At 42.8% G+C, this 15,772-nt stretch carries 14 protein-coding genes; 7 read left to right on the top strand and 7 right to left on the bottom strand.

The window, feature by feature from the left end:
• Positions 1 to 5: 5 nt before the first annotated feature.
• Both AC59GT_RS03245 and AC59GT_RS03240 read right to left on the bottom strand, forming a co-directional pair.
• Positions 6 to 1,292 (bottom strand): nucleotide sugar dehydrogenase, encoded by a 1,287-nt coding sequence (locus AC59GT_RS03245; protein WP_497236296.1) that lies wholly within the window; start codon positions 1,290 to 1,292, stop codon positions 6 to 8.
• 95 nt (positions 1,293 to 1,387) lie between these two features.
• Positions 1,388 to 1,807 (bottom strand): RNA-binding S4 domain-containing protein, encoded by a 420-nt coding sequence (locus tag AC59GT_RS03240; RefSeq protein ID WP_497236295.1) that lies wholly within the window; start codon positions 1,805 to 1,807, stop codon positions 1,388 to 1,390.
• Between the two features lie 95 nt (positions 1,808 to 1,902).
• Between AC59GT_RS03240 and AC59GT_RS03235 the strand changes: the two genes are divergently transcribed.
• The 7 genes from AC59GT_RS03235 to miaA all read left to right on the top strand — a co-directional run bounded on the left by AC59GT_RS03235 (position 1,903) and on the right by miaA (position 8,158).
• The gene (locus tag AC59GT_RS03235) at positions 1,903 to 2,331 is read left to right on the top strand and encodes a hypothetical protein (RefSeq protein WP_497236294.1); all 429 of its coding nucleotides are present in this window, start codon (positions 1,903 to 1,905) and stop codon (positions 2,329 to 2,331) included.
• Between the two features lie 77 nt (positions 2,332 to 2,408).
• Positions 2,409 to 3,224 (top strand): 2,3,4,5-tetrahydropyridine-2,6-dicarboxylate N-succinyltransferase, encoded by an 816-nt coding sequence (locus AC59GT_RS03230; protein WP_117384334.1) that lies wholly within the window; start codon positions 2,409 to 2,411, stop codon positions 3,222 to 3,224.
• A gap of 73 nt (positions 3,225 to 3,297) precedes the next feature.
• Entirely contained in the window at positions 3,298 to 4,416 is a 1,119-nt protein-coding gene (locus tag AC59GT_RS03225; RefSeq protein ID WP_497236293.1) for a glycosyltransferase family 4 protein, read from the top strand.
• 1 nt (position 4,417) lies between these two features.
• Entirely contained in the window at positions 4,418 to 4,984 is a 567-nt protein-coding gene (locus tag AC59GT_RS03220; protein ID WP_497236292.1) for an L-threonylcarbamoyladenylate synthase, read from the top strand.
• Between the two features lie 57 nt (positions 4,985 to 5,041).
• A complete protein-coding gene (locus AC59GT_RS03215; protein WP_497236291.1) occupies positions 5,042 to 6,454 on the top strand; it encodes a CCA tRNA nucleotidyltransferase in 1,413 nt (470 codons plus the stop codon).
• Between the two features lie 39 nt (positions 6,455 to 6,493).
• A complete protein-coding gene (locus tag AC59GT_RS03210; RefSeq protein WP_497236290.1) occupies positions 6,494 to 7,150 on the top strand; it encodes an IS1096 element passenger TnpR family protein in 657 nt (218 codons plus the stop codon).
• 93 nt (positions 7,151 to 7,243) lie between these two features.
• Positions 7,244 to 8,158, top strand: a complete 915-nt coding sequence (miaA, locus tag AC59GT_RS03205; protein ID WP_497236289.1) for a tRNA (adenosine(37)-N6)-dimethylallyltransferase MiaA — start codon at positions 7,244 to 7,246, stop codon at positions 8,156 to 8,158.
• Positions 8,159 to 8,163: 5 nt separating this feature from the next.
• Here miaA and rfbA read toward each other — a convergent pair whose 3' ends face one another.
• The 5 genes from rfbA to rpoC all read right to left on the bottom strand — a co-directional run bounded on the left by rfbA (position 8,164) and on the right by rpoC (position 15,637).
• Positions 8,164 to 9,027 (bottom strand): glucose-1-phosphate thymidylyltransferase RfbA, encoded by an 864-nt coding sequence (rfbA, locus tag AC59GT_RS03200; RefSeq protein WP_497236288.1) that lies wholly within the window; start codon positions 9,025 to 9,027, stop codon positions 8,164 to 8,166.
• A 10-nt stretch (positions 9,028 to 9,037) separates the two neighbouring features.
• Entirely contained in the window at positions 9,038 to 9,901 is an 864-nt protein-coding gene (gene rfbD, locus AC59GT_RS03195; RefSeq protein WP_497236287.1) for a dTDP-4-dehydrorhamnose reductase, read from the bottom strand.
• Between the two features lie 51 nt (positions 9,902 to 9,952).
• Positions 9,953 to 10,888, bottom strand: coding sequence for a GDP-L-fucose synthase (gene fcl / locus AC59GT_RS03190; protein WP_497236286.1), 936 nt, complete (start codon positions 10,886 to 10,888; stop codon positions 9,953 to 9,955).
• Positions 10,889 to 10,963: 75 nt separating this feature from the next.
• Positions 10,964 to 11,281: a DUF3467 domain-containing protein gene (locus AC59GT_RS03185; RefSeq protein ID WP_117384343.1), complete on the bottom strand. Its 318-nt coding sequence runs from the start codon at positions 11,279 to 11,281 to the stop codon at positions 10,964 to 10,966.
• A 66-nt stretch (positions 11,282 to 11,347) separates the two neighbouring features.
• Positions 11,348 to 15,637, bottom strand: coding sequence for a DNA-directed RNA polymerase subunit beta' (gene rpoC, locus AC59GT_RS03180; RefSeq protein ID WP_497236285.1), 4,290 nt, complete (start codon positions 15,635 to 15,637; stop codon positions 11,348 to 11,350).
• Positions 15,638 to 15,772: the final 135 nt, after the last annotated feature.

Here is a 15,772-nt window from a genome sequence, read left to right as displayed (position 1 = left end):
CCTTGCTACAATCGGGCGTCTACCAAAGTACGGTCAAGGAAAGCCTTGGTATCGTAAATAACGCTGTTGTTGCTTTTGGTAATATCTTGCAGGTGAATTGTCGCAAATTCTTTATGAGCTACTGCCAGTATTATGGCGTCATAGCGGCTGTCAATAGTTTTTATCAGATCCAGGCCGTACTCATTCTTAACCTTATCATTATCGGCCCACGGATCATAAACATCTACGTTAACGCCGAATTCTGTAAGCGAAGTACATATATCAACCACCTTACTATTACGGACATCAGAACAGTTTTCTTTAAAGGTGATACCCAACACCAACGCTTTAGTTTTGCTAATGTCGTGCCCTTTAGCGATAAGTAACTTTACTACTTTACCAGCTACAAACTCGCCCATAACGTCATTTACACGCCGGCCACTTAAAATCACCTGGGGTTGATATCCGAGTGATTCTGCCTTGTGCGCCAAGTAATATGGGTCTACCCCTATGCAATGGCCGCCTACTAAGCCCGGTTTATATTTGAGGAAGTTCCATTTGGTACCGGCAGCTTCCAAAACATCATTAGTGTCAATACCCATGCGGTCGAAAATAAGTGCCAGCTCATTTACAAACGAGATGTTCACGTCTCTTTGAGCGTTCTCTATAGCTTTGGATGCTTCGGCTACGCGGATGCTGGGTGCTTTGTAAGTGCCGGCTTCTATTATAGATGAATAAAGATTATCCACACGCTGAGCTACTCCAGGTGTCGATCCGCTCGTTACTTTTCTGATTTTTGTGACTGTATTAACCTTATCGCCCGGGTTAATACGCTCAGGAGAATACCCTGCAAAAAAGCCTTGATTTAGCTTAAGACCTGATACTTCCTCGAGTACAGGTACACAGTCCTCTTCGGTACATCCAGGATAAACAGTCGACTCATAAATAACCAGGTCGCCTTGTTTTAAAACTTTCCCAAGCATTTCCGAAGCTGCCAATAGCGATCCAAGATCAGGAGCCTTAAACTGGTCTATCGGGGTAGGTACGGTAACTATGTAGGTGTTACGTGACTTAAGGTCGTCTATGTTGCTGGAAATTTGAAGGGTACCGTTCGCAATAGCAGCACGCAACTCATCGGCATCAGCTTCCTGGGTACGATCGTTAGCAATCTTAAGCTCGTCTACGCGTTGCTGATTAATATCGAACCCTAAAACGTTATATTTTTTAGCGAAAGCTATTGCAAGCGGAAGGCCTACATAGCCCAAACCGATAATAGCTATATTAAATGGAGTGTTTGGATAGGTGTTGTTCATGAACGAGGTAAACACATGCTACACTATTACGCGCAGCTGTACACTGCAAAAATAGCTATAATAGTTGGTTAAGGTGCTGACACAACATTGTCACTTCACTCATCTGTACCGCTATCTTCATTTGCATCAAAAAAAGTGTCTTTTAATTCATCAGTTTCACGTCGATCGCGTTTGGTTGGTCTGCCCGTGCCCCGGTCGCGTTTTAAAACAGGCGAGTGGAACATAGATTTAAATGCAGGCGTGTGTTCTACAGGTGTTTGATCCTCGTAAAAACCAACCGCTGTTTTTGCATCCACGCGATTTTCCAGCAAACCTGTTACCTTGATAACCCTGCGGTCAGGCCCTTTAGACACCTGATAAACTTCGTTTAAGCGCACCTCGTGAGATGGCTTTATGTTTTGGCTATTTAGCTTCACCCTACCCGCTTTACAGGCATCTGAAGCCATAGTACGTGTTTTAAAAACGCGTATTGCCCACAAGTATTTATCTATTCTTAATTTTTCTTTTTCAGCCATGGCAGCATAGTGCGTATTAGTAAACGTAAATTAATTTATTAAAACCCTTATTAACTAATTTCGCTTATTAATATTGCACTTGATTTCTGAAAAACATGGAGCCTGAAGAAAACGAACAATATAACGAGGACAAAGATTATGTGGAGCTCTACTCCAAAAATGCGATAAGAGGCTTTTCTCTTTTCTTCTCACCAATATTCGGCGGGGTGCTGCTGTCTCTTAACTTATGGCGGGCAGGTTTTAAACAGGCGGTAATTGGTATTATGGCCTTCTGCGTGGGGTGGATGTTGGTGTCTTCCTTAATTCTAACTCAGATTGGCGGTAAAAGCAATTCGATCTCGGTAGTTCTCAACCTTGTAGGCGGATTTATCCTAAGCGACTATTTCTTCCGGAAGTATTTTCCTGAAGAAGACTACTATCCCCGCAGTATATGGAAGCCTTTGATCGTGTCGCTGCTCATTGTAATACCAATCGTGTGGTTCACTTTGAAATATGCCGGCCCGGAGGCGCTGGGCTTACAATAGGCATCGTGGGCAGGTTGAGCTAGCGGCTTAAAATCTCCCTAAAAATCACTTAATTTGACAAATTTTATTTAGCACTGATGATAAACCTGAAAAAACTTATCGAAGACGCCTGGGATGACAGGAACCTTTTGAATTTTAACGAATATACAAATGCCATTGAAACTGTTATTGACCGCCTGGATAAAGGTGAGATAAGGGTTTCAGAACAAATTGGCACCCGCTGGCACACCAACGACTGGATAAAGAAAGCGGTTATACTATACTTCCCTACCCGCCAAATGCAGGAAGAAAAGGTTGGTCCGTTTGTGTTTTACGATAAAATGAAGCTTAAAACCAACTACAAAGAGCTGGGTGTACGCGTAGTACCGCACGGTATTGCACGTTATGGCGCGTATCTGGCAAAAGGTGTTATCATGATGCCATCTTATGTAAATATTGGCGCTTATGTAGATGAGGGCACTATGGTTGATACCTGGGCTACAGTTGGCTCATGCGCGCAAATTGGCAAGCATGTTCACCTGAGTGGCGGCGTAGGAATTGGAGGTGTTTTAGAGCCCGTACAGGCCTCTCCCGTTATTATAGAAGACAATTGCTTCCTTGGATCGCGGGCGATTGTTGTAGAGGGCGTTCACGTGGAATCTGAAGCGGTGTTGGGTGCCAATGTTGTACTTACCGCATCAACAAAAATTATTGATGTTACCGGTTCTACTCCGGTAGAGTATAAAGGCCGTGTACCTGCGCGTTCTGTAGTTATTCCGGGTTCATACGCTAAGAAGTTTGCAGCTGGTGAATACCAGGTTCCTTGTGCACTTATCATTGGAAAACGTAAAGAATCTACTGATAAGAAGACATCTCTTAACGATGCGTTAAGAGAGAACAATGTGGCTGTTTAGTATATTGTTATGCCGGGTTATAAGCGCCGCGTCCGGCGTGTTGTGACCCGGCATTATAGTAACTTAAAACCAGATGAAGATAGGATATGATGCCAAACGTGCTTTTCTCAACAACACTGGCCTCGGCAACTACAGCCGCTGGCTTATAAAAACCACGGCAGAACATTATCCCGACGATTCCTACCTCCTTTACACACCAAAGCTTAGACACAACAAGTGGCGGGACTTTTTCCATGCTTTCGCAAAAATCAAAGTAATCACACCTGCGAGTAAGTTTCTTACAGCTTTATGGCGCAGTAAAGGGGTCGTAGCCGATCTCAAAAAAGACAGCGTAGACATTTACCACGGCTTAAGTTATGAGCTGCCATCCAGTATTCAGACCACCGGAATAAAAACAGTAGTGAGCATACACGACCTTATATTCCTGCGCTTTCCTCAATATTATAATGCTATTGACCGTTGGATATACACGGCTAAAACAAAAAAGGCTTGTAACACTGCAGACCGCATAATAGCGATAAGTGAACGTACCAAACAAGACCTGGTGCAACTGCTTGGCGCGGATCCGGATAAAATAGATGTTGTATACCAGGGTTGCTCGCCAGAGTTTGGCATGTCCGTACCTGCTGACCGGCTTGAGGCCGTAAGAGCCAAATACAGCCTGCCAGATCAATTTTTATTCACAGTAGGCACTATAGAAGAGCGCAAGAACTTAATGCTTCTCGTTAAAGCTTTAACGCATCTTAAAAGCAGTGTACCATTAGTGGTTGTTGGTAAAGCCACCAAATACCTGGATGAAGTAAAAGCTTACCTCACCGAGAACAATTTATCAGATAGAGTAACTTTTCGTCACAACGTACCTTTTGAAGACCTTACTGCTATTTATAAGTTGGCCAGCTTGTTTATATATCCATCGCGGTACGAAGGTTTTGGCATACCTATCCTGGAGGCGTTAACATCCGGCTTACCTGTAATTGCATCAACAGGTTCTTGCCTGGAAGAAGCGGGCGGTCCCGTGAGCCGTTACGTGCACCCGGATGATGATAAAGAACTTGCCACACAAATTGAGCTGGTATTAACAAAGGCAGAACTACGTGATCACATGATAAAAGCAGGGCATATTTATGCCGAACGGTTTAAAGACGCTACCTTAGCTGCACAGTTAATGGACATTTACAAGCAGCTTATCTGATATGCTTAAAGACGAAGTAAACAAGGCTTTAAAAGTGATACAAGATGGTGGTATCATCCTCTATCCTACAGACACTATTTGGGGTATAGGCTGCGATGCAACCAACAGTGAAGCTGTAAAAAAAATATATGCTCTAAAACAGCGTGCTGAAAGCAAAAGCATGATCATCTTGGTGGATGTAGACAACAAATTGCAAAACTACATTACCGAAGTACCTGAAATTGCCTATCAATTGATAGAGTTTGCAGAGAACCCGCTGACGTTAGTAATGCCCGGTGCTAAAAACGTTGCACCGGAGCTGATAGCAGAAGATGGCAGCATAGGTGTAAGGGTTACTAGTAACCAGTTTTGCCAGCAATTAATACAACGCCTGCGTAAACCTATTGTATCTACATCGGCCAATATCAGCGGGCAGCCATCTCCCGAATACTTTGATAAAGTCGATCAGGCCATAATTGATGGTGTTGATTATGTGGTGGATATAGATCAGCATAGCCACGAAAAACGCAAGCCGTCTACCATAATGCGTTTGGCGCCAAACGGCAGTTTCGAATTTATTCGCCGTTAAATTTTATATATTCCTAAATTTGTCATTTCAGTAAAGCCGCAATGTGGCTTTTTTCGCATGAAACAACACCTGCAGCACCCGGTATTCTCTGTTATATCTAAACTGGCAACAGAGCAGGATGTGCGTGCTTATGCAATCGGCGGCTATGTTCGTGATATTTTTTTAAACCGTCCCTCCAAAGACATAGATATAGTTGTCCTGGGTAATGGTATAGATTTCGCCGAGGCTGTAGCTGCTAAGTTAGGCGTCAAAGTATCCGTGTTCAAAAACTTCGGTACTGCTATGTTGCGTTACCAGGATGTAGAAGTAGAGTTTGTAGGTGCCCGGAAGGAAAGTTACCGCTCTGAATCGCGTAAGCCAATAGTTGAAAACGGCACGTTGGAGGATGACCAAAAACGCCGTGATTTCACTATAAATGCCTTGGCTATTGCGTTGAACAGTGAAAATTATGGCGAGCTACTGGATCCTTTTGGCGGTACTGAAGACATGCAGAACGAATTGATCCGTACGCCTCTAAACCCTGTAGAAACTTTCTCCGATGATCCGCTCAGAATGATGCGTGCGGTTAGGTTTGCTTCTCAGCTTAGCTTTAGAATTGATAACGAAGCTATTACAGCAATTAAAGCTAATCTTAATCGCATTAAGATTGTATCTCAGGAGCGCATTACAGATGAGCTAAATAAGATCATACTGTCACCTAAGCCATCAGTAGGGTTTAATTACCTTTTCGACACTGGCTTGCTGCACATCATCTTCCCGCAGATGGTAGCCTTATATGGCGTAGAGATCATTAACGGTAAAGGACATAAGGACAACTTTTATCATACTTTACAAGTACTAGACAACATCTGTGAGACTACCGATGACCTCTGGCTGCGCTGGGCTGCTATTTTACATGATATTGCCAAGCCTACCACTAAAAGGTTTGAACCAGCTCACGGCTGGACCTTCCACGGGCATGAGGATAAAGGTGCACGTATGGTACCCAAGATTTTTGCACAGCTTAAACTTCCATTAAATGAAAAGATGAAGTTTGTTCAAAAGCTTGTGCAGCTACATTTGAGGCCGATAGTATTGTCGCAGTCCATTGTTACTGATTCGGCAGTAAGACGGCTACTGTTTGAGGCAGGTAACGACATTGAAGCACTCATGCTGTTGTGTAAAGCAGACGTGACCACCAAAAATGAGTACAAGGTTAAAAAGTATCGTAACAATTTTGAGCTTGTTCAACAAAAACTTAAAGATGTTGAAGAACGCGATAATATAAGAAACTGGCAGCCTCCGGTTACCGGAACCGATATTATGCTGATTTTTGGCATTAAAGAAGGGCGTGAAGTAGGTATTATCAAGAACAAGATACGGGAAGCTATACTTGAAGGCGAAATTCCTAACGACAGGGAGGCTGCAATTGCTTACACAATAGCAAAAGGCCTGGAAATTGGCTTGAAAGTTGCTGCAAGCACAAATTAAAATTCAAAACATTATTATTTTTGACAAAATCTACTAAAAATGGCATTATATAGGTTTAGGGTTACTTTTGAGGACTATGATGACGTAAGCCGCGACATCGATGTGAAATCGAATCAAACGTTCGAGGATCTCCATCGCGCTATTCATCAGAGTACCGGCTACAATCCTGAATTTCCATCTTCTTTTTATATCAGTAACGACCAGTGGATGAAGGGTGAAGAGATCACCTATCTGCCTAACCAAAAACGGATAGATAGAAAAATACCGCTAATGGACAAAATAAGGCTGAGCAGTTACATTGACGATCCGCACCAGAAATTTTATTATACATTCAACTTTGACAGGCCATTTGACTTTCATGTAGAGTTAATGAAGATAATTTTGGATGAAACACCTGGTGCAACTTATCCACTCGTAGTACGCTCAGTTGGAGAAGCGCCGAAACAATTTGGTAATGTATTTAATCCAACTGTTGTATCGTCAGCTGATGAGGATTTTGATTTCTTAAACGAGATGCAGTACAACCCAGAGGATACGGAAGACTTTTCTGAGGTAACAGATACAGACGAGATTAGCGGTGTACCGGCTGCACGGGTAGTTGATGATGAGGAAACAGAAGAAGAAGAAGAATTTGGCTTTGGCGATGACGAGGGCTTCGAGGATGACGAAAAGCGCGGTCGCGAGGATGATTATTAATTTGGCTTAATATAATTGAATGATGAATTTTGTACGCTGAGCTCTAGCATATAGATTCATCATTTTGCATTGGTGTTCATTTTGAAAATACCTATGGACACTTCTAATAAAAAGACGCTTATAGTAGTAGCGGGGCCGACCGCTTCCGGCAAAACAGCAGCGGCGATAGAGATTGCCAGGCACTTTGATACTGTTGTAGTATCTGCTGACTCCAGGCAGTTTTTTAGAGAAATGTCCATTGGGACGGCTAAACCAACACCATTAGAGCTAGCCGCGGCCCCTCATTACTTTGTAAATTCCCACTCCATTACAGAAAGCTTTTCTGTTGGCGACTTTGAACGCGACTGCCTTGTGCTTTTGAACGAACTTTTTAAAAAACACGATGTAGTTATTCTTGCCGGTGGTTCGGGATTATACATAAAAGCTGTTTGTGAAGGTTTTGATGATTTACCTACCGCAAGTACGGATCTGCGGGAAAAGCTCAACAACAGTTTAGAAGAGAATGGCATTAAGGCTTTACAAGCAAGATTGAAGGAAGTCGATCCTGCATATTATGAAGAAGTAGACCTTGACAACCCAAGGCGGCTTATACGAGCACTGGAAGTATACGAGACCTCCGGACAACCATTCTCATCATTCCATAAAGCTAATCTAAACAAAAGACCATTCAACATCATAAAGCTCGGATTGGACATGCCGCGGGACGTACTGTATAATCGGATCAATTTGAGGGTTGATCAAATGTTTAAGGATGGATTGTTGGCAGAAGCACAAGCACTTCTACCCTATCGCAACCTTAATGCCTTAAATACTGTAGGCTATACAGAGTTGTTTGAGTACTTTGATGGTAAGATTTCTTTAGACGATGCAGTATCCCTTATAAAACAAAATACCAGGCGATTTGCCAAAAGGCAAATGACCTGGTTTCGTAAGGATAAAGAAATCTTGTGGGTAAATGTTGCCATAACTAAGCTCCTCGAAGCTATAGCGGGCAAGATGGCCTTTTGATATTGTTACTGATCCAGCAAGCTTTGCAGATAAGCACCGTAACCACTTTTTATGTATTTCTGAACCAAAACCTTAAGCTGATCGTCATCTATAAAGCCCATTAAATAAGCAACTTCCTCTATACACCCAATTTTCTTTGCCTGACGCTTTTCTATCACTCGTACAAATTCGGTAGCGTCACTAAGAGAATCAAATGTTCCGGTGTCCAGCCATGCGGTACCACGATCCATTACCCCCACCTTCAGGTTGCCTTGCTCCAGGTAAACCCGGTTAACGTCTGTTATCTCGTACTCACCACGTGGAGATGGTTGTATATTTTTTGCTATCTCTACAACAGTATTATCATAAAAATACAACCCAGGTACAGCAAATTTAGATTTTGGCTTTAAAGGCTTCTCTTCGATAGATACCGCTTTAAAATCCTCATTAAATTCAACCACACCATAGCGTTCCGGATCAGCTACCGGGTAAGCAAATATTGCAGCACCCTCAACATCGTTAAAGCTTTGTATCAGCCTGCTAAAACCAGACCCATAAAATATATTATCGCCTAACACCAGGGCAACTTTATCACTGCCGATGAAATCTGCGCCTATTACAAAGGCTTGAGCAAGGCCGTTCGGCTTTTCCTGAATCGCATACTCAAAGCGGCAGCCAAGTTCCTCACCTGTCCCCAAAAGACGTTTAAAGCCAGGGTTATCCTCTGCAGTGGTGATGATCAGAATTTCGCTAATCCCCGCCAGCATCAGGACCGACAGCGGATAATAAATCATTGGCTTATCATATATTGGCATCAGTTGCTTACTGATTGCCTTTGTTATTGGATATAGCCTTGTGCCAGATCCTCCTGCTAGTATTATACCTTTCATTGTCGTCGGTTTAGTTCTGTTGATTGATCTTGCTTAAACAAGTTTTCAGGCTCTCTCTCCAATATGGTATTTGTAAGCTAAATGTAGTTTTGATCTTCGTCTTATCCATTACTGAGTAGGCTGGCCTCACTGCAGGTGTAGGATATTCGCTTGTAGGTATAGGGATTACCCTGGTGCTAATGCCTGAAAGGTCGAATATTGCTTTCGTAAAATCGTACCAGGATGCTATACCCTCATTACTGTAATGGTAAATACCGTATGCTGTGCTACCTGACATAATTATACTGATAATGCATTCGGCCAAATCAATAGCGTAGGTTGGTGTACCTGACTGATCTGCAATAACCTTTAGTTCATCGCGCGTTGACGCGAGCTTCAGCATGGTTTTTACAAAATTGTTAGCGAACTCTGAATACAACCAGGCGGTGCGTATAATAAAGTATTTGTCTGTAGCCTCAATAACCGCCCTCTCACCATCAAGCTTGGTTTGTCCGTACACACTTATTGGTGATGCTTCATCCTCCTCTTTCAACGGACTAGCTTTATCTCCTTTAAAAACAAAATCAGTAGATACCTGGATAAGCGTGGTGCTATATTTACTACACAATTTGGCTATATTCTCGGCTCCTTCAACATTAACCTTTGTAGCAAGTTCAACATCTGTTTCAGCTTTGTCCACAGCGGTATAAGCCGCGCAATTAATTGCATAAACAGGCCTGTGAGATTGAAAGAGCCTTTCCAATCCTTCTACGTCAAGTATATTCCCTTCCGTCTCATCAGGAAAAACAAAAATGTCAAGGTTCTTTTCGGCTGATATTCTTTTGAAACACTGGCCAAGTTGACCGGACGCTCCAAATACTATAGTGTTGCTCATGCAGGTGATATAAATACTAAATGCGTGTTGGCAAGTATAAGTTTATGTTGCTTATCGTTCAACATGCTTTTTCTGGAAGTCCTCGTATGCTAGCTTAATTCCATCTTCTAATTCCGTAGAATAACTCCAACCTCTATCGGCCAGTTTGCTAACATCCATTAATTTACGTGGAGTACCATCGGGCTTTGAAGTATCAAAATCAATGCTTCCCTCAAAACCTACTACCTTTTTAACCAAAGTTGCCAGGTCCTTTATAGATATCTCCTTACCGCTGCCAATGTTTACAAGACCGGGTTCGTCATAGTTATGCATAAGGTAATAACAGGCATCAGCCAAGTCGTCAGCAAACAAAAACTCTCTTAGCGGCGAACCTGTACCCCAAATAGTAACGTTCGGCAGCCCCTGCTCTTTAGCTTCATGGAAGCGTCGTATCATTGCCGGCAAAACATGTGAATTCTGCGGATGATAATTATCGTTATAGCCGTAAAGGTTAGTTGGCATTACCGATATGAAATTACAGCCATACTGGTCGCGGTAAGCATCGCAGGTTTTTATTCCCGCTATTTTAGCTATCGCGTAAGGTTCATTTGTTGGTTCCAGCGGTCCGGTAAGCAAATAGTCCTCTTTTAATGGCTGAGGTGCAAGCTTTGGATAGATACAGCTGGATCCCAAAAACATAAGTTTTGTAACGTCATTGAGATAAGCGTTGTGTATTACGTTATTTTGTATTTGTAAGTTCTCATACAAGAAATCTGCACGGTAGGTATTGTTAGCAACAATACCACCTACTTTAGCTGCGGCCAAAAAAACGTAATCAGGCTTTTCATGTGAGAAAAAATCGGTGACCTGCTGCTGATCACGAAGGTCTAATTCCGCCGATGTACGTACGATTAAATTTGAAAATCCCTCTTGTTCAAGCTTACGGAGAATGGCAGAACCCACCATTCCGCGATGTCCGGCGATGTAAATTTTAGCGTCTTTTTTCATGTAGGGGTAAATGTTGTGATATTTAATAGAATTGTTAAAAAGTCATTATGATCTGATTTATTGATGATCAATAAACTAAGCCTGTCCTACCGGCCCGCCAAAATTCATCGGAAAACCCGCTGGTGGCAGATCGTTGCCAACTTTAATACGTCCGTTAGCCGCTTCAAATTTTTCTATATTTTCTTCAAGCGCAGCCAGCAACCGTTTTGCATGTTCTGGCGTTAAAATCACCCTTGACTTTACTTTCGCCTTCGGCACACCAGGCATCACTCTTATGAAGTCTAACACAAACTCAGATGTGGAGTGTGTGATAATGGCAAGATTAGCGTAAACACCTTCGGCAACTTCTTCCGAAAGTTCAATGTTCAACTGATTTTCAATCTGTTCTTCCATAGTGTAAAAATAGTAAAGCCTCCCGTTTTCACAGAAGGCTTTACAAAATTATTAAAAAAGATGAGCTTACGCTTCTACTTCTTCAGATTTAGACGCCATAAGACGGTCAAACTCTTCCTGAGATCCTACGCGAATGTTTTCGTATTCGCGTAAACCGGTACCTGAAGGAATTAAGTGACCAACAATAACGTTCTCTTTCAAGCCAAGCATATTGTCTTTCTTACCTGCTATAGCTGCTTCGTTAAGGACCTTAGTAGTTTCCTGGAACGATGCTGCAGAGATGAACGACTTGGTACCTAATGATGCTCTGGTTATACCTTGCAGCATTGGGCTTGATGTTGCAGGGATTGCGTCCCTAACTTCTACCAGTTTCATGTCGCGGCGTTTCAAGACAGAGTTCTCATCACGTAGTTTACGTAATGATATGATCTGACCGGCTTTCAGGCTAGTAGAGTCGCCCGGTTCAACAACAACTTTCTTGTCGTATATCTCGTCGTTCTCCATCATGAAGTCCCAGCTATCAACAGCTTCCCTTTCAAGGAAACGGGTGTCGCCGGCATCTTCAATTGCTACCTTCTGCATCATCTGGTGAACAATTACCTCAAAATGCTTATCATTTATCTTCACACCCTGTAAACGGTAAACTTCTTGTATACCATTCACAAGGTATTCTTGAACGGCTGCAGGGCCTTTAATTGCAAGGATGTCTGCCGGAGAGATAGAACCATCAGACAATGGCATACCTGCTTTAACAAAGTCGTTGTCCTGTACAAGGATGTGTTTAGACAATGGCACAAGATATTTTTTCACCTGTCCGTCTTTACTTTCAATGGTGATTTCGCGGTTACCACGTTTTACACCACCTAAAGTTACCACACCATCAATCTCAGTTACAACAGCCGGATTAGAAGGGTTACGTGCTTCGAATAACTCGGTTACACGTGGAAGACCACCTGTAATATCTCGCGTTTTACCAGTTGAACGAGGTATTTTAGCAATAACCTGACCGGTTTGTAGCTTCTCACCTTCTTCAACAGAGATGTGGGCACCTACCGGGATATTGTATCCTTTAATGATGTTACCTTTATTGTCAGCTATCTGGATAACAGGGTTTTTGGTTTTATCCCTTGTATCAATGATAACTTTTTCACGGTGACCTGTCTGCTCGTCGCTTTCTTCGCGGAAGGTAATACCTTCTAATACCGCTTCGAAAGTCGCTTTACCCGCAAACTCTGATATAATAACCGCGTTGTACGGATCCCATGAACAGATACGATCGCCTTTGGTGATAGTGCTGCCATCTTTTACATACAGGTATGAACCGTATGGAATGTTATTGGTAACAATGACCTTGTTGGTGCCTGGTTCAATAATACGGAATTCGCCTGAACGACCCAATACCACTTCAACCTGTCCATCTTCCTGAGTTTCGAACGGTACAGTACGTACGTTTTCGAATTCGATAACGCCATCATATTTCGCGCTGATCTGTGATTCAGCAGCGATATTTGATGCGGTACCACCCACGTGGAATGTACGAAGTGTTAACTGTGTACCCGGCTCACCAATAGACTGTGCAGCAATTACACCTACTGCCTCACCCATCTGCACGCGTTTACCGCTTGCAAGGTTACGGCCGTAGCACAATGTACATACACCGCGTTTGCTTTCGCAGGTAAGCACAGAACGTATTTCAACGCCTTCTAAAGGTGAATTTTCTATCTTCTTAGCTATTTCTTCAGTAATGTCCTCACCGGCAGATACCAACAGTTCGTTAGTGATAGGGTCATGAACATCATGAAGGGTTGTACGGCCCAAAATACGATCGTATAATGGCTCTACTATATCCTCATTATCTTTCAAGGCAGTTGTGTAGATACCGCGCAGGGTACCGCAATCTGTCTCTCCAACGATCATATCCTGTGCAACGTCATGTAAACGACGGGTTAAGTAACCAGCATCCGCTGTCTTCAACGCCGTATCCGCAAGACCTTTACGGGCACCGTGGGTAGAGATGAAGTACTCGAGTACTGATAGTCCTTCCTTAAAGTTAGATAAGATCGGGTTTTCGATGATCTCGCCACCTGAACCTGATTTCTGAGGTTTCGCCATCAAACCACGCATACCTGCAAGCTGACGAATCTGCTCTTTTGAACCACGTGCACCGGAGTCAAGCATCATGTAAACAGAGTTAAAGCCCTGGTTATCGTTGCTCAGGATGTCCATTACATTCGCGGTCAAACGATTGTTGATACGAGTCCAGATATCGATGATTTGATTGTAACGTTCGTTGTTGGTGATGAAACCCATGTTATAGTTGTTCATCACTTCCTCAACCTCTTTAGACGCCTGCTCAATCAGTTTAACTTTTTGCTCAGGGATATTAATGTCTTTAAGGTTGAACGATAAACCACCACGGAATGCCATCTGGAAACCTAATTCTTTGATATCATCAAGGAACTGGGCAGCGCGAGCCATACCTGTTGTTTTCACTACTTCACCAATGATGTCACGAAGTGATTTCTTGGTAAGCAGTTCATTTATGTAACCAACTTCTTCAGGTACGTGCTGGTTAAACAGTACGCGTCCTACAGTTGTGTCAATTATTTTTGTTACGATGCTGCCATCGCGTTCTTTAACTCTGCCTTTTACTTTTATAAAAGCGTGCAGGTCAATTTTCTTCTCGTTGTAAGCAATAATTACCTCTTCCGCCGAGTAGAAAGTTAATCCCTGGCCTTTAACAACGCGTGTTTCATCTGTTTTACGGCCTTTGGTTATGTAATACAAACCAAGCACCATGTCCTGAGATGGTACAGTAATAGGCGTACCGTTAGCAGGGTTCAAGATGTTGTGCGACGCAAGCATTAATACCTGGGCTTCCAAAATTGCTGCATTACCAAGCGGTACGTGAACAGCCATCTGGTCACCGTCAAAGTCGGCGTTGAATGCGGTACAAGTTAATGGGTGCAACTGGATAGCTTTACCTTCAACCAATTTAGGTTGGAAAGCCTGGATACCCAAACGGTGCAACGTAGGCGCGCGGTTTAGTAATACAGGATGGCCTTTAAGTACGTTCTCCAATATATCCCAAACCAACGGGTCCTTGCGGTCGACTATTTTCTTTGCAGATTTTACAGTTTTAACAACACCACGCTCTATCATCTTGCGAATGATAAATGGTTTGAATAGTTCGGCAGCCATATCTTTCGGCAAGCCGCACTCGTGCAATTTCAAGTTAGGACCTACAACAATTACAGAACGTGCAGAGTAGTCAACACGTTTACCGAGTAAGTTTTGACGGAAACGGCCTTGCTTACCTTTCAGGATGTCTGAAAGTGATTTCAATGCGCGGTTACCTTCAGTTTTCACTGCGTTCACCTTACGTGAGTTATCGAACAACGAATCAACAGCTTCCTGCAGCATACGTTTTTCGTTACGTAAGATTACCTCTGGCGCTTTTATCTCGATTAAACGTTTTAGACGGTTGTTACGGATAATTACACGACGGTAAAGGTCATTCAAATCGGAAGTTGCAAAACGGCCGCCTTCCAGTGGTACTAACGGACGCAATTCTGGCGGGATAACCGGAACGATCTTCACGATCATCCACTCAGGGTTATTTTCAATCCTGGTTCTTGCATCACGGAAAGCCTCAACAACTTGTAAGCGCTTTAAAGCTTCGTTCTTACGTTGCTGTGAAGTTTCATTAGCCGCCTGGTGACGCAGGTTGTATGATAACTGGTCAAGGTCAAGGCGTTTAAGAAGATCTTCTAAAGCCTCAGCACCCATCTTAGCTACAAACTTCTGCGGGTCTTTATCGTCTAAGTATTGGTTTTCCTTTGGTAAGGTATCCAATATATCAAGGTATTCTTCTTCAGTCAGAAAATCCATTTTAGAAATTCCGTCTGCCTCTTTAATACCTGGTTGTATAACTACATATCTCTCGTAGTAAATAATCAGGTCCAGCCTTTTTGTAGGTAAGCCCAGCAGATAACCTATTTTATTGGGTAACGAGCGGAAATACCATATGTGAGCAACAGGTACCACCAAATTGATGTGGCCCATACGCTCACGGCGTACCTTCTTTTCGGTTACTTCAACACCGCAACGGTCGCAAACAATACCTTTGTAACGGATGCGTTTGTATTTACCGCAATGGCACTCGTAATCCTTCACCGGACCAAAAATACGTTCGCAAAACAAACCATCACGCTCCGGTTTGTAGGTACGATAGTTAATAGTCTCGGGTTTTAAAACCTCACCGCTCGAACGCTCGAGGATAGACTCCGGAGAGGCTAAGCTGATGGTAATGGTGGTGAAGTTACTCTTGATCTTATTATCCTTTTTGTAAGACATAGTCTCCTTAATTTTAATTGTTGAATTAGCGATTTAGCGAATTAGTGATTAAACAATCACCCCCTTACTATACTTGAATTAGTGAGTAAGTAAATCGCGATTAATCACTAATTCACTCACTCACTAAATCACTAA

Source organism: Mucilaginibacter sp. 320_HR (genome assembly GCF_059691875.1).
Note: the sequence above shows the minus strand (reverse complement) of the source record. Positions and strands in the feature narration are given on the sequence as shown.

Excerpts from the sequence above, each read along its gene's own strand:
- AC59GT_RS03245 (WP_497236296.1), bottom strand. The coding sequence starts at position 1,292 with ATGAACAACACCTATCCAAACACTCCATTTAATATAGCTATTATCGGT.
- AC59GT_RS03240 (WP_497236295.1), bottom strand. The coding sequence starts at position 1,807 with ATGGCTGAAAAAGAAAAATTAAGAATAGATAAATACTTGTGGGCAATA.
- AC59GT_RS03235 (WP_497236294.1), top strand. The coding sequence starts at position 1,903 with ATGGAGCCTGAAGAAAACGAACAATATAACGAGGACAAAGATTATGTG.
- AC59GT_RS03230 (WP_117384334.1), top strand. The coding sequence starts at position 2,409 with ATGATAAACCTGAAAAAACTTATCGAAGACGCCTGGGATGACAGGAAC.
- AC59GT_RS03225 (WP_497236293.1), top strand. The coding sequence starts at position 3,298 with ATGAAGATAGGATATGATGCCAAACGTGCTTTTCTCAACAACACTGGC.
- AC59GT_RS03220 (WP_497236292.1), top strand. The coding sequence starts at position 4,418 with ATGCTTAAAGACGAAGTAAACAAGGCTTTAAAAGTGATACAAGATGGT.
- AC59GT_RS03215 (WP_497236291.1), top strand. The coding sequence starts at position 5,042 with ATGAAACAACACCTGCAGCACCCGGTATTCTCTGTTATATCTAAACTG.
- AC59GT_RS03210 (WP_497236290.1), top strand. The coding sequence starts at position 6,494 with ATGGCATTATATAGGTTTAGGGTTACTTTTGAGGACTATGATGACGTA.
- miaA (WP_497236289.1), top strand. The coding sequence starts at position 7,244 with ATGGACACTTCTAATAAAAAGACGCTTATAGTAGTAGCGGGGCCGACC.
- rfbA (WP_497236288.1), bottom strand. The coding sequence starts at position 9,027 with ATGAAAGGTATAATACTAGCAGGAGGATCTGGCACAAGGCTATATCCA.
- rfbD (WP_497236287.1), bottom strand. The coding sequence starts at position 9,901 with ATGAGCAACACTATAGTATTTGGAGCGTCCGGTCAACTTGGCCAGTGT.
- fcl (WP_497236286.1), bottom strand. The coding sequence starts at position 10,888 with ATGAAAAAAGACGCTAAAATTTACATCGCCGGACATCGCGGAATGGTG.
- AC59GT_RS03185 (WP_117384343.1), bottom strand. The coding sequence starts at position 11,281 with ATGGAAGAACAGATTGAAAATCAGTTGAACATTGAACTTTCGGAAGAA.
- rpoC (WP_497236285.1), bottom strand. The coding sequence starts at position 15,637 with ATGTCTTACAAAAAGGATAATAAGATCAAGAGTAACTTCACCACCATT.